Raw genomic sequence first — 14,012 nt, forward strand, 5'->3', positions numbered from 1 at the left:
GGCTCAATTGCTCGCCGCCAACTCCACTGCACGGGTCATCAAGCCGGCGAAGCGCGCGTCATCGACCGCGGCCGCTGCGTCGTTCCAACTGGCCGACATCGCATACCAAGTGCCGGCCTTGCTCTGCAGCAAGAAGGTCATCGCGATCACGCCCGGCTCCGAACCGCCCTTGTACCCGAGATAACGCCAATTGCCGGCCGCGGCGGCACCGACACCGGAGTTCTTGGCCAGAACCGTGCGGGCCCGCGCCGCTGCGCCGGTCTCGCTGTGACGGCGAAGCCAATCCATGATTCGCACCATATCACCCGGTGCGGCGAACCATTCTACGCTTTCGATCTGCAGCGGCGTGCCGGCGGCGAACACGGCATTGTCGATCGCGCTGATTGGCATGGCCGCCACCCCTCCCGCGAGCAGCGTACGGCGGCCCGCCTCGTCGGCCATGGCCCATCGTGCGCCAAGCGGGCTGCTCTTCAGCTTGAACGCCTCCAGCGTAGCGAGGAACGGGCGCATGCCCTTGGGGTTCGTCACGCCGACCACCGGCAGCATGGCTTCGACCTTCTCGCGACCTAAAGTCTTCAGCATGATGTCGGTAGCGCTGTTGTCGCTGATCGAGATCATTTTCTTGGCGATATCGTACAGTGTGACTTTAGTGCCGGCCGGGCTTGCCGTGTAGGCGCCACCCGGCAGCGGGCTGCCGTCCAGCGTCACGATGTCCTCCCAGGTCCGCTCGCCCGCGGCGATGCCACGCACCAGTTCGGCAAGGATCACGAGCTTGAACTCGGATCCGATCGCGATCGGCACATCCACGCCGCGCGCGATGAGCGTCTCGGGCTTGGTGTCGCCCAGCTTGGCCAGCGCGAAGCCGGTTTTGCCATGCAGCTTGGCAAGCTCGGCATCGACTGCCGAAAGTGATGTCTCGCTGGCGGACAGGCCGGTAATCCGCAGCCCGTTGATCAACTGCGCACCAGTCGCCTCGACCGATATCTCTGCCGCCGCCCGGCCCCGTTCGAAGACGATGACGATGGTTGCGGCATGCGGGTTGGCGGGCCGCACGTCTTCCACCCTCAGCGCCTTGCCGGCAGCGGTAACAAGCTGTTGGGAGATGCGGTCAAACGCCGGCTTCGGCACGGCGGCGATGAAGGCCGGTGCAAAGGTCGCGGCATAGTCGCCGCCACCGTTAATGATGGCAGTGACTTCGCCGATGCGACGATCGAGTTCCGGCGCGGCCTTGATTGGCGCCGGCGCAGTTACGGGTGGCGCGGTCTGTGCAAGTGCAGGCGCGGCGAGCAGCAGTGCAGTCAGGCCGGCGATCAAGTGGCGCATGGCGTGGCATCCCCCGGAGTTCCGTTATCAGGATGATGCATCGGCGAGCAGGCGACAACAGCCAAAGTGGTCAGGCGTCGATCGTTTCCTCGTCTATTCTCGCAGCGTTTTCCTGGATGAAGGCGAAGCGGTGCGCGGGGTTGTTGCCCATCAGGCGGTCGACCAGATCCTTCACGCCGGCGCGTTCTTCATATTCCTGCGGCAGGGTGATGCGCAGCATGCTCCGTGTCTTCGGATCCATCGTCGTCTCGCGCAGCTGCATCGGGTTCATCTCGCCGAGGCCCTTGAAGCGCGCGATGTCGACCTTCTTGCCCTTGAACTCCTTGGCCTCGAGCGCGGCGCGGTGCGTGTCGTCCATGGCGTACAGGCTCTTGGTGCCCGCGGTCAGGCGGTAGAGCGGTGGTTGCGCCAAATAGAGGTGCCCGCGGCGGACGAGTTCGGGCATTTCCTGAAAGAAGAACGTCATCAGCAGCGTGGCGATGTGCGCGCCGTCGACATCGGCGTCGGTCATGATGACGATGCGTTCGTAGCGCAGGTTGTCGGGCACACAATCCTTGCGGGTGCCGCAGCCGAGCGCTTGGATCAGATCGGCGATTTCGGAATTGGCGGCAATTTTCTGCAAGGTCGCGCTTGCGACGTTTAGAATCTTACCGCGGATGGGGAGGATTGCCTGGGTCTTGCGGTCGCGGGCCTGCTTGGCCGAGCCGCCGGCGCTGTCACCTTCTACAATGAAGATCTCGGTGCCCCTGGGATCGTCCGACGAGCAATCGGTGAGCTTGCCGGGCAGGCGCAGCTTGCGCGCGCTGGTCGCGGTCTTGCGCTTGACCTCGCGCTCGGCCTTGCGGCGCAGGCGTTCGTCCATGCGTTCGAGGATATAGCCGAGCAGCGCCTTGCCGCGTTCCATGTTGCGGCTGAGCCAGTGATCGAAATGGTCGCGCATCGCCTTTTCCACCAGGGTCGTCGCCTCCGGACTCGTCAGGCGGTCCTTGGTCTGGCTCTGGAACTGCGGTTCGCGGATGAAGACGCTGAGCATCAATTCGCTGCCGATCATCACGTCGTCGGCGGTGATCTCCTTGGCCTTCTTGTTGCCGACCAGATCGCCGAAGCCGCGCAAGCCCCGGACGAGCGCGGCGCGCAGGCCTGCCTCGTGCGTGCCGCCGTCGGGCGTGGGGATGGTGTTGCAATACCAGGAATAACTGCCGTCGCTCCACAGCGGCCAGGCGACCGCCCATTCGACCCGGCCCTGGTTCTCGCCGGGAAAATCCTGCGACCCCGCGAAGAAGTCGCTGGTCGCGCATTCGCGCCCGCCAACCTGTTCGCGCAGGTGATCGGCAAGGCCGCCGGGGAACTGGAACATCGCCTCGGGTGGCGTGTCGTCCGAAATCAGTTCCGGGCTGCATTTCCAGCGGATCTCGACGCCGGCGAACAGATAGGCCTTGGAGCGGCAGAGTTTGTAGAGGCGCGCCGGCTTAAAATGCATCTCGCGCCCGAAGATCTCGTCGTCGGGGACGAAGCTGACCGAGGTGCCGCGCCGGTTGGGCGTGGGGCCGAGTGCCTCCAATGGGCCGAGCGCCAGCCCGCGCGAGAAGCGCTGACGATACAGCGTCTTGTTGCGGGCGACCTCGATCGTCGTGTCGCTCGACAGCGCGTTCACCACCGATACGCCTACGCCGTGCAGCCCGCCGCTCGTCGCATAGGCCTTGCCGTCGAACTTGCCGCCCGAATGCAGCATGGTGAGGATCACCTCCAAGGCCGACTTTTCGGGGAATTTCGGATGCGGATCGACGGGCATGCCGCGGCCATTGTCGACGATGGTCAGACGGTTGCCCGGTTCCAGCGTGATCTCGATGCGGCTGGCATGGCCGGCCACCGCCTCGTCCATGGCATTGTCGAGCACTTCGGCGGCCAGATGATGCAGCGCCCGTTCATCCGTGCCGCCTATGTACATGCCCGGGCGACGCCGGACCGGTTCAAGGCCTTCGAGCACCTCGATCGACGATGCATTATAGTCGGATGTGTTGGGGGTGGTGGATGCGAACAAGTCGTTAGCCATTAGGCGGTATAGCGACAGGGCCGCGGTTCGGGCAAGCGCCCGGCGGTGTGACGCGAATGTCACACCGCAGATTGATGTGACGGACGATGCATCTTTACGGCGGTCCGACTGTTTGACCGCTGCAACGCACCATTTGGAGTTTTTACCATGCGCAGCCAGTTTCTCGTTACCCTCGCCGCCGGCACTGCCGCTCTGGCGCTCTCCTCTCCTGCCTTTGCGCAGTCGACCGAAGAGGCGCCGTTCTCGGGCGTTTATGTCGGCGGCTCGATTGGTTTCGACGCGCAGCCGAATGACGTCGGCAGCGGCATCTCGTTCGATCGCAACCTCGACGGCACGTTCGGCGACGCGGTCACCAGCGGCGCGGGTACCAATGCCTTCGCCAACGGCTTCTGCAACGGTCGTGCGACGTCGACCGCGAACACCAGCTGCGCCAACGACAAGGACGGCCTCAGCTATGCCGCGCGCGTCGGTATCGACCAGCAGATCGGTCACATCGTGTTCGGTGTCGTCGGTGAATTCGGCAAGTCGGAAATTCGCGACAGCGTCTCGGGCTTCAGCTCGACCCCTGCTGCGTACACCTTCACGCGCAAGCTGAAGTATGATGCCAGCATCCGTGGCCGTCTGGGCTATGCTGCCAACAACACTTTGTTCTATGCAGCCGGCGGCCCTGGCTATGCCAAGCTGCGTCACTCCTTCACCACGACCAACGCGCTCAACGCCTTCTCTTCGGACGGCGATAGCGACACGTGGGGCTTCGTTGCCGGCGGCGGCATCGAGCAGAAGATCGGTCGCAACTTCTCGGTCGGTCTCGAATATCTGTACAACCAGTACAAGGACGACGACTACACCGTGCGTGCGGCACGCGGTACGGCAGCCATCGACAATCCCTTCATCTCGGCACCCAACACCACGGGCACCGATCTGACGCGTAGCGACCAGCAGTTCCGCTGGCACAGCGTCCGCGCGACCGCGGCGTTCCGCTTCTAAGAATGTACGAGATCGCTCCCGCTTCGGCGGGGGCGGGCTCTTGGTCGGGCGATGTGCCGCCCGACCGACACGGCCCCGGGATCATGGCTCGGACAGCAATCTAGCTCCCCGGACGACCCGTGTCACAAGGCACAAAAAACCCCGCCACGGCATCAGCCATGGCGGGGTTTTTAATGTCTGGGCCAGACGGTTTTGGATGCACGACATTGGAACGGCCCGTCACCTTCCCGTTCGTGTCGAGCGCAGTCGAGACACTTCGCGCTTGGGAAGGTGTCTCGACTGCGCTCGACACGAACGGTCAGGGTTGGTTCGTCACGCTTGAACCAGGGTTCTGTTTCCGCCGGCTTCAAGAAGCGGGACCCCGGCTCAAGGCCGGGGGACGGTGGTCGGGCCTTAGCGGGCGCGGGCGCCGCCGAAGGGCAGGGGTGGCGGCGGGCGGCGGTCGCGGCGTGGCAGCTGTGCCTGATAGGCGTGGCCGCAATGCGCCACGCAATAGGGGAAGCCAGGGTTCACCTTGTCGCCGCAGAAGTGAAAGTCGGGCTCGCCGGGATGGCCGAGCGGCCATTTGCAAACCTTGTCGTTGAGATCGAGCAGGCTGGTCTTGTCGGCCATCTCGGCCGAGGGCTTGGCCGGGACCAGGCGCCGCGGCGGGGCAGGGGTGATCGGTGCCTGCTGCTCGCCGGGCGCCTGACGCAGGAAGCCGCCGGGGCCGACCGAGCGCATGACCGGCTGTGCGGGGGCGGCAGGTGCTGCCGCCACGACCTCGTCGATCTCGTCTTCGTCTTCATCCTCGTCGTCGATATCGGCGACCGGCGCCGGCGTGGGCGCCGCGACCTGCTCGACAGGGCGTGGTGCGACAGGCTCGCGGACGGGGGCGGCCGCAACCTCGACCGGTGCGACGGGCTCGGGCGCTGCGACCTTCTCGACTGCGGGTTCGTTCGGCTTGACCGGCGACGGGCGCGACTGCAGCCCCAGACGGTGCGCCTTGCCGATCACGGCATTACGGCTGACGCCGCCCAGTTCCTCGGCGATCTGGCTGGCGGTGCTGCCGCCTTCCCACATCTTCCTCAGCGTATCGATACGCTCGTCGGTCCAGCTCATTCGTTATCCCATTCTCTACTGCCGGGTTGCGGCCAGCGCGTCCACGCTTTAGCGCGTCAGCCATGACCAGCCAGCCCCCAATCGGCCAAATTCCAGACACCGCCCACGGGACGGTGATGAACGCCCCCGGCGTGCCCGTAATCCGGAACGTCAATTGGGGCGGTCTTCGCACGCTCTATATCAAGGAGGTGCGGCGTTTCTTCAAGGTGCAGCTGCAAACCATCTGGGCGCCGGCGATCCAGACCCTATTGTACCTGATCGTCTTCACGGTCGCGATGGGCGGACGCAGCGCGGTGCATGTCGGCGGCGAGACGGTGGCGTTCGCCGATTTCCTGGCGCCGGGCCTGATCGTGATGGGCATGCTGACCAACGCCTTTGCCAATGCGAGCTTCTCGCTGCTGGTGGGCAAGATCCAGGGCACGATCGTCGATTATCTGATGCCGCCGCTGTCGACCGCCGAATTGCTGGCGGCGCTGGTGGGCGGCGCGGTGACGCGGGCGTTCTGCGTCGGCTTTGCGGTGTGGCTGGCTATGCTGGTGTGGCCGGGCGTGCACGTGCTGCCGCACAATCCGCTGGCGATCCTGTGGTTCGGGCTGCTGGGTTCGGTGTTCCTCGGGTTGCTCGGCGTGTTGACGTCGATCTGGGCGGAGAAATTCGATCATGCCGCGGCGGTGAGCAATTTCGTGGTCGGGCCGCTGACGCTCTTGTCGGGGACGTTCTACTCGGTCGATCGGCTGGCGCCGGCTTTCCAGGCGATCAGCCATGCCAATCCGTTCTTCTACATCATCTCGGGCTTTCGTTACGGGTTCCTCGGCGCGGCCGATTCGCCGGTATGGGTCGGGAGTCTGGTGATCCTGGCGATCGACGTGGCGCTGGGGGCGCTCTGCTATGCGTTGCTGAAGGGTGGCTGGCGGTTGAAGAATTAGGGGGCGACGCAACCTTCCGTCACCCCGGACCCGTTCCGGGGTCCACCGTGCCGCAAAATCGGAAGCCTGAGAGTGTGTGGCGCAGTGGACCCCGGAACAGGTCCGGGGTGACGGGGCGTTTGGGGTAGGGGCTACGCACTGTAGCCCCGCAACACGCAGGGTTTGACGCGCACCGGACAACCCCGGTATCAGCGCGTTCCGGGCGGCCGCTTTGGTCGCCCGTTGCTTTTCGGGAGACTTCCTGTGCCGATCACCCCGCTAATGCCTGTGTACCCGCGTTGCGGCGTGCGCCCGGTGCGCGGCGAGGGCGTGTATCTGTACGGCGAACAAGGCGAGCAGTATCTCGATTTCGCCAGCGGCATTGCGGTGAATGCGCTAGGCCACGGCCATCCCAAGCTGGTCGAGGCGATCGCCAAGCAAGCGGCGACGCTGATGCACGTGTCGAACCTGTATGGCTCCCCGCAGGGCGAGCATTTCGCGCAGCGGCTGGTCGATGCGAGTTTCGCCGACACGGTGTTCTTCACCAATTCGGGCGCCGAGGCAGTCGAGTGCGCGATCAAGACCGCGCGGCGCTATCATTTCGTCAACGGCAATCCCGAGCGGCATGACTTGATCACGTTCGACACCGCCTTCCATGGCCGGACGCTCGGCACGATCAGCGCGACCAACCAGGCGAAGATGCGCGACGGGTTCGAGCCGCTGCTGCCGGGCTTCAAATATGCGCAGTTCAACGATCTGGCCGGGGCGCTGGCGCTGATCGACGAACATACCGCCGGCTTCCTGGTCGAGCCGATCCAGGGCGAGGGCGGTATCCGCCCGGCGAGCCAGGAGTTCCTCGAAGGGCTGCGCAAGGCGTGCGACGAGTATGGCTTGTTGCTGGTGCTGGACGAGGTGCAGGCAGGCTATGGCCGGACCGGCAAATTGTTCGCGCACGAGCTGTACGGCGTGACGCCGGACATCATCGCGGTGGCCAAGGGCATTGGCGGCGGCTTTCCGCTCGGCGCCTGCCTTGCCACCGAAGAAGCGGCCAAGGGCATGGTGTTCGGCACGCATGGCTCCACCTATGGCGGCAATCCGCTGGCAATGGCGGCGGGCGAGGCAGTGCTCGACGTGATCCTGGAAGAGGGGTTCCTGGAGAACGTGACGATGATGGGCGCGCGGCTGCGCCAGTCGCTCGAGCAGATGATCCCCAATCACGACGCCGTGTTCGATTCGGTGCGCGGGCATGGCCTGATGCTCGGTCTGAAGCTGAAGGATGCGGTGATATCGCGCGATTTCGTGGCGCATTGCCGCGATCATCACGGGCTGCTGACGGTGGCGGCGGGCGAGAATGTGGTGCGCATCCTGCCGCCGCTGATCATCGATGAGACGCACATCGCGGAATTCGTCGAGAAGATGAGCGAAGCGGCGCGGGTTTTCGTGCCGGCGATGGACGAATAACCAATTACCGTTCGTGCTGAGTAGGGGCCGAGTAGCCGCCGGCGTATCGAAGCCCCGTATCGAAGCACCCGTCCTTCGATACGCGCCTTCGACAAGCTCAGCCGCTACTCAGGACGAACGGAGCAACAAGGTCGATCCGATGAGTCACCGCCACTTTCTCAACCTGTCCGACGCCGGAGCCGACGGCATCGCCGCGATGCTGGCCGACGCGCTCGATCGCAAGGCGGCGCGTGCGGGCTTCCCCAAGGGCCGGGCCGATGACGATGCGCCGCTTGCCGGGCATACGCTGGCGCTGGTGTTCGAGAAGAATTCCACCCGCACCCGCGTGTCGTTCGACATGGCGATGCGGCAGCTGGGCGGATCGTGCGTCGTGCTCGATGCCGGCACCACGCAGCTCGGGCGCGGCGAGACGGTGGCTGATACGGCGCGCGTGCTGTCGGGCTATTGCGACGCGATCATGCTGCGCACCGACGATCATGCCAAGGTCGAGGAGATGGCGCATCATGCCAGCGTCCCGGTGATCAACGGCCTGACCGATGCGTCGCACCCGTGCCAGATCATGGCCGACCTGCTGACGATCATCGAGAGCGGCAAGGCGCTGCCCGGGCTGAAGCTGGCCTGGCTGGGCGATGGCAACAACGTGCTGGCCTCGATCGTCGAGGCCGCGACGCTGATGCGGTTCGATGTCGTCGCGGCTTGTCCGCAGGGGTTCCAGCCGGAGGAAGAGGCGATCGTGCGGGCATCGGGCCGGGCACGGGTCGTCGCCGATCCGCGCGAGGCGGTGGCGGGGGCCGACGTGATCGTCACTGACAGCTGGATCTCGATGGGGCAGGCGCATGCCGAGACCAAGCTGAAGGCGATGATGCCGTATCAGGTGGATGCCGCGCTGATGGCGCTGGCCAAGCCCGACGCCGCGTTCCTGCACTGCCTGCCCGCGCATCGCGGCGAGGAAGTGACGGCAGAGGTGATCGACGGGCCGCAATCGTTGATCTGGGCGGAGGCGGCGAACCGGCTGCACGCGCAGAAATCGGTGCTGCGTTGGTGTTTCGGGCAGATCGGTTGAGTTGATCGGGCGGGGTTCCTATCTGGACCCGGATGGAAGATCCCAAGATTATCGATACCGACCGCGCGCTCGGCTTTACCATCCCGGCGCGGCATGCGCGTGGCCGCGTGGTGCGGCTGGGCGCCGTGCTCGACACCGTGCTGGCGGCGCATGCCTATCCGGCGCCGATCGAGGCGCTGCTGGCGGAGGCGCTGACGCTGGCCGCGTTGCTGGGTTCGACGCTGAAGGATGCCGGCGGGCAGCTGACGCTGCAGGCGCAGACCGATGGCGGCGTGGTGAAGCTGCTGGTGTGCGATTACAAGGGCGGCGAGCTGCGCGGTTACGTGCAGTACGATGCCGAGCGGTTGGCCGAGTGCCCGGAAAACCCGTCCTTGTTCGCGCTGTTCGGCGCGGGGTATCTGGCGATCACGTTCGACCAGGCGGCGACCAAGGAGCGGTACCAGGGCATCGTGCCGCTGGACGGCGATTCGCTGGCGGATGCGGCGCAGAGCTATTTCGTGCAGTCCGAACAGATACCGAGCCTGGTGAAGCTCGGCATCGCGCGCCGGGCGGATGGTACGCATGTCGCGGGCGGCCTGTTCCTGCAGCACCTGCCCGAGGGCGAGGACGGTCGCGAGCGGCTGCACGTGCGGCTCGACCATCCGGAATGGGAGCATGTCGCGATCCTGGGGGGCACGATGGGGGCGGACGAACTGGCCGATCCCACGCTGCCGCTCGAGACGTTGGTGTGGCGGCTGTTCAACGAGGAAACCGAGGTCCGTTTGCTGTCCGAGGTATCGCTGGCGCGTGGATGCCGCTGCTCGCCCGATTACATCGCGCAGGTGCTGGGGCAGTTTCCGGTCGAGGAGCAGCGCGAAATGGCCGATGCCGACGGCATGATCTATGTCGATTGCCAGTTCTGCGCGACCAAGTTTCCGGTGCCCGTCACCGCCGTCGTTTCCTGAACGGCGCAGACCCCGAGTTAAGCGATCGTTAGGCAGGCCGGGGTAGACGGGATCGTCGCATGTCTTTGCATGGATGTGCTTCTCCCTAGAATGGCTCGCATGAGCTTCCCCTGGGCCGCTCACGGGCGGCCCGATTTTTCGGGCAAGCCTTGCGATAGCAAGCGCAGGGGCCTAGCTGGCGCGGATCATGGTATCAGAAACATATGCCGTCGTCCTGGTCTCGGGCGGGCTCGACTCGATGGTCTCCGCCGCGCGCGCCAAGGAAGACGGGCACCGCGTGCTCGCGCTGTCGATCGACTATAACCAGCGCCACCATATCGAACTCGCCGCCGCGCGCCGCGTCGCCGCGATGCTCGGCGCGGAACGGCACATCGTGCTGCCGCTCGACCTGTCGGCCTTCGGCGGCTCGGCGCTGACCGCCGATATCGACGTGCCGAAGACCGGCGTCGGCGAGGGGATCCCGATCACCTACGTGCCGGCGCGCAATACGATCTTCCTCAGCCTGGCGCTCGGCTGGGCCGAGGCGATGGGCGCGCGCGATCTGTATATCGGCGTCAATGCGCTGGATTATTCGGGCTATCCCGATTGCCGCCCCGAATTCATCGCCGAGTTCGAAAAGCTCGCCGAGATCGCGACCAAGGCCGGGGTCGAGGGCGCGCCGTTCAAGATCCACGCGCCGCTGCAGGACATGACCAAGGCGGATATCGTGCGCGAGGCGGCGCGGCTCGGGCTGGACGCCGGAATCAGCTGGTCGTGCTACGATCCGGCCCCGGGCCCGGCGCATTGCGGCACGTGCGACAGCTGCCGCCTGCGCGCCAAGGGCTTTGAGGATGCCGGCCTGCCCGATCCGACGATCTACGCCGCCGCTTAGCCATGTCGTATGCCGTCAAGGAAATGTTCCTCACGCTGCAGGGCGAGGGGGTCAATGCCGGGCGTCGTGCGGTGTTCGTGCGCTTTGCCGGCTGCAACTTGTGGTCGGGCCGCGAGCAGGATCGCGCAAGCTCGATCTGCCGGTTCTGCGATACGGACTTCGTCGGCGTGGACGGCTTAGGCGGCGGCAAGTTCGCCGATGCGGCAAGCCTAGCGGCGGAGGCGGCGGCGTTCTGGGGTGAGGGCCAGGACAATCGTTTCATCGTGCTCACCGGGGGCGAGCCGATGCTGCAGGTCGATGATGCCGTGGTGGAGGCGCTGCATGGCCATGGCTTCGAGATCGCGATCGAGAGCAATGGGACGATCGCCGCACATCCCGGCATCGACTGGATCTGCATCAGCCCCAAGGCGGGCAGCCTGGTGGTGCAGCGTTCGGGCCACGAACTAAAATTGGTGTGGCCGCAGCCGGGCAGCGACGTGGCGGAGATGGAAAGCTGGGACTTCGCCCATTTCCTGCTGCAGCCGATGGACGATGCGCGCGGCGCGGCCAACCATGCGGCGGCGATCGACCTGGTGATAGAGCGGCCGAAATGGCGGCTGACGATCCAGACGCATAAGCTGCTTGGGCTGCGCTAGGGTTGCGGCGATTTTCTACGAGCCCGTTCGTGTCGAGCGCAGTCGAGACACGGTCCTAGGTGATTACTTTTCCCTCCCGTTCGTGCTGAGTAGAGACCGAGTAGGCCGAAGGCCGTATCGAGGGCTCGTATCGAAGCAGCTTGGAGCGCGGTATCGCGTGTCCTTCGATACGCCCTCTCGATACGCGCTTCGCGCTACTCGATGGCTACTCAGGACGAACGGGGGGTGGGAGCGGGGCACTGGGGCTGGCGGACGTGGGGGGTGTCTCGACTTCGCTCGACACGAACGGGTGGTTGGTGCAGGTCTAGCCCGCGTGGGTGGGTTGATGCAGCTCGAGCCCGCGTGGGGCACGGCCGTCGCACTAGCCGTCACCCGGATATCTTCGGTGATTGTACCGCCAGGACACTTCTCACCTGGTCATCCCCGCGTAGGCGGGGATCCATAAACTCGGACGCTGGGACTTTGACCGCGACGCCAGCCGCTATGGATCCCCGCCTGCGCGGGGATGACGAGATATGTCCGACGGGGACGCCCTGGGCTTGTTCCGGGGCCACGGTGCCTGGCGTCGGACAGGTGAGGGTTTGCGGAGCAGTGGACCCCGGAACTCGTCCGGGGTGACGTTCACGGGCCGCGCCTAGCGGGTCAGCGCATGATCCATTGCACGTTGCTGCCGCATTTGCCGGCGTTCCAGTCGCCCTTGCGGTTCCAGCATTGCGCATCGAGCCGGGGGGTCAGGACGTAGCGGTCGAAGCCGCTGCCGCGGGGGAAGCGCTGCTCGCCGTAAGGGACCAGGCTGTTGCGCAATTCGCGCAGCCGCTGGCGGGCGATGATGTGCAGCGAGCCGCGCGGGTGGAAGATCGCGTCGCGGCCGATCGACGACGTCACCTGGCAGAAGCCGAGTTGTGCGGCCGAGGTCGAGAAGCTGCCATAGACACGCGTGCCGAACTGATCGAGCGCGGTCTGTGCCGCCTTGGGCGTCTTGTTGGTACGCTGGAAATATTTGGTCAGCGTCGCATAGGTCGATTTCAGCTCGGCGGCGTGATCGAGCATGACCATGTTGTAGTTCGGAACCGTCAACAGCGTAGGTTCGAACTGGCATTGCAGCGCGGCGATGTTGAGCGCGGCGCGCAGGTTCCATACCATGCCGGCCTGCAATTCCGCATCCGTCGCGCCGGGCAGGTCGACGCCGATCCCCGGTTCGTCGCCGCGCACCGGCTCACCGCTGAAATCGTGCGAGCGCATGTAGAATTGGGCCGAGGCGGGGACCGGCGCCAGCGCGCACGTGGCAAGCAGGCCTGCAAAAATCGTACGCAACACCGTCATCACAACCTCACCTGCATTCGCCTAATTGACTGGCGATTAGGGCTTTTCGCCCGCGTACCCAAGCCCTTTCGTGATCGTTCTCAACCATCGGGCGCTGTCGCATCACCGTGCGACGCATTTGCCCGATCCGAACGCCATGATGCCCAACGCCTTGAATCGAAAGGGCCGCCCGGTTGTCCGGACGGCCCCTATAATCAACCCGAAAGGGGTGATTACATCGCGTTCGTGGTCGTGCCGTTCGACATCGAGCTGTCGTTCGACATCATCGAGCTGTCGTTCGACATCATCGAGCCGTTCGACATCGAGCTGTCGTTCGACATCATGCTGCCGTTGTCGCTCATCGCGCCGTCAACAGCGGTCATGTTGTCGGACATCGTGTCCATGCCTTCGGTCGCATTGAGATCGGTGACCATCGTGTTGTCGGTGGTCGTCTCGGTCTTCGGGCCACAGGCCGAAACCATCAGCGCCGCGCCAGCGATCATCGAACCGGTCAGTACCTTGGAAATGAGTGCACGCATTTGGAAGCTCCCTAGATAACGGATTTGGAAACGCCTGCTGGCCTAAAATACCCAAACCGACGTAGACATTAGTCTGATTACAGAAACGCCTCAAGCATAGTTTTACCGCTGAGAAGAAACTGTTTTCAGGAACGCATCGGCATGCAACGCCAAAGCGGCGTCGAAAGTTGCGTGGTCGCTCGGCCGGCCGAGTGCGGCAGCGCTGGTCACGCCATATTCGGCGATGCCGCATGGCACGATGCCGTCGAAATGCGATAGATCGGGCGTGAGGTTGACCGAGAAGCCGTGCATCGTGATCCAGCGCTTCACGCGCACCCCGATCGCCCCGATCTTCGCCTCGCGCCCGGCCTGATCGAACGTCCAGATGCCGATCCGGCCGGCCGCGCGGAACGCCTCTATGCCGATCTCGCCCAGCGCCGCGATCACCCAGCCTTCGAGCGAATGGACGAAATGGCGGACGTCGCGCCCGCGTTTGCCGAGATCGAGCACGACATAGCCGATCCGCTGCCCCGGCCCATGATAGGTGTAGCGCCCGCCGCGCCCGGCCGAGATCACCGGGAAGCGCGGATCGATCAGCTCGGCGACATCGGCGCTGGTGCCCGCGGTGTAGACCGGCGGATGTTCCAGCAGCCACAGCAGTTCGCGCGCGGTGCCGGCGGCGACCGCCGCGGCGCGCGCCTCCATCTCGGCCAGGGCCCGCGCATAATCGATCTGCGCGGGGTCGCTACGCCATTCGGGTTCGTCGTCTGAGCTCACCCCTGGCAATTGGGCCACCGGACCCCGTCGTGCAAGTCCGCGCCTGCGGCCATTGGCAAGCGACGGCGCCAT

13 protein-coding genes are annotated in these 14,012 nt (G+C 65.2%); 7 read left to right on the forward strand and 6 right to left on the reverse strand.

Annotated features, from left to right (window positions below):
* Window positions 1-3: 3 nt before the first annotated feature.
* Together NV382_RS17170 and parE are read right to left on the reverse strand one after the other, a co-directional pair.
* Complete coding sequence (locus NV382_RS17170; RefSeq protein ID WP_260597950.1) at window positions 4-1,323, reverse strand: serine hydrolase; 1,320 nt, start codon at window positions 1,321-1,323, stop codon at window positions 4-6.
* Window positions 1,324-1,393: 70 nt separating this feature from the next.
* Window positions 1,394-3,376: a DNA topoisomerase IV subunit B gene (parE, locus tag NV382_RS17175; RefSeq protein ID WP_260597952.1), complete on the reverse strand. Its 1,983-nt coding sequence runs from the start codon at window positions 3,374-3,376 to the stop codon at window positions 1,394-1,396.
* 147 nt (window positions 3,377-3,523) lie between these two features.
* On the opposite strand from parE, the gene NV382_RS17180 reads away from it, so the two are divergent.
* Window positions 3,524-4,363 carry an outer membrane protein gene (locus NV382_RS17180; protein WP_260597953.1) on the forward strand — a complete coding sequence of 280 codons (840 nt, stop codon included), beginning with the start codon at window positions 3,524-3,526 and terminating at the stop codon, window positions 4,361-4,363.
* 393 nt (window positions 4,364-4,756) lie between these two features.
* Here NV382_RS17180 and NV382_RS17185 read toward each other — a convergent pair whose 3' ends face one another.
* Window positions 4,757-5,464, reverse strand: coding sequence for a GcrA family cell cycle regulator (locus tag NV382_RS17185; RefSeq protein WP_260597954.1), 708 nt, complete (start codon window positions 5,462-5,464; stop codon window positions 4,757-4,759).
* A gap of 62 nt (window positions 5,465-5,526) precedes the next feature.
* On the opposite strand from NV382_RS17185, the gene NV382_RS17190 reads away from it, so the two are divergent.
* From NV382_RS17190 to queE, 6 genes are all read left to right on the forward strand, one after another.
* Entirely contained in the window at window positions 5,527-6,390 is an 864-nt protein-coding gene (locus NV382_RS17190; RefSeq protein WP_418066705.1) for an ABC transporter permease, read from the forward strand.
* A gap of 261 nt (window positions 6,391-6,651) precedes the next feature.
* Window positions 6,652-7,830, forward strand: a complete 1,179-nt coding sequence (locus NV382_RS17195; protein ID WP_418066801.1) for an aspartate aminotransferase family protein — start codon at window positions 6,652-6,654, stop codon at window positions 7,828-7,830.
* 139 nt (window positions 7,831-7,969) lie between these two features.
* Entirely contained in the window at window positions 7,970-8,893 is a 924-nt protein-coding gene (argF, locus tag NV382_RS17200; protein WP_260597957.1) for an ornithine carbamoyltransferase, read from the forward strand.
* Window positions 8,894-8,925: 32 nt separating this feature from the next.
* The gene (gene hslO, locus NV382_RS17205) at window positions 8,926-9,837 is read left to right on the forward strand and encodes an Hsp33 family molecular chaperone HslO (protein ID WP_260597958.1); all 912 of its coding nucleotides are present in this window, start codon (window positions 8,926-8,928) and stop codon (window positions 9,835-9,837) included.
* Between the two features lie 187 nt (window positions 9,838-10,024).
* Window positions 10,025-10,708, forward strand: a complete 684-nt coding sequence (queC, locus tag NV382_RS17210) for a 7-cyano-7-deazaguanine synthase QueC (RefSeq protein WP_260597959.1) — start codon at window positions 10,025-10,027, stop codon at window positions 10,706-10,708.
* 2 nt (window positions 10,709-10,710) lie between these two features.
* Window positions 10,711-11,343: a 7-carboxy-7-deazaguanine synthase gene (gene queE / locus NV382_RS17215; RefSeq protein ID WP_260597961.1), complete on the forward strand. Its 633-nt coding sequence runs from the start codon at window positions 10,711-10,713 to the stop codon at window positions 11,341-11,343.
* 642 nt (window positions 11,344-11,985) lie between these two features.
* Here queE and NV382_RS17220 read toward each other — a convergent pair.
* From NV382_RS17220 to lipB, 3 genes are all read right to left on the reverse strand, one after another.
* Window positions 11,986-12,666 carry a hypothetical protein gene (locus NV382_RS17220; protein ID WP_260597962.1) on the reverse strand — a complete coding sequence of 227 codons (681 nt, stop codon included), beginning with the start codon at window positions 12,664-12,666 and terminating at the stop codon, window positions 11,986-11,988.
* Between the two features lie 212 nt (window positions 12,667-12,878).
* Window positions 12,879-13,184, reverse strand: coding sequence for a hypothetical protein (locus NV382_RS17225; protein ID WP_260597963.1), 306 nt, complete (start codon window positions 13,182-13,184; stop codon window positions 12,879-12,881).
* A gap of 102 nt (window positions 13,185-13,286) precedes the next feature.
* Window positions 13,287-13,940, reverse strand: coding sequence for a lipoyl(octanoyl) transferase LipB (gene lipB, locus NV382_RS17230; RefSeq protein ID WP_260597964.1), 654 nt, complete (start codon window positions 13,938-13,940; stop codon window positions 13,287-13,289).
* Window positions 13,941-14,012: the final 72 nt, after the last annotated feature.

Source organism: Sphingomonas endolithica (genome assembly GCF_025231525.1).
GTDB classification, from domain to species: domain Bacteria; phylum Pseudomonadota; class Alphaproteobacteria; order Sphingomonadales; family Sphingomonadaceae; genus Sphingomonas; species Sphingomonas endolithica.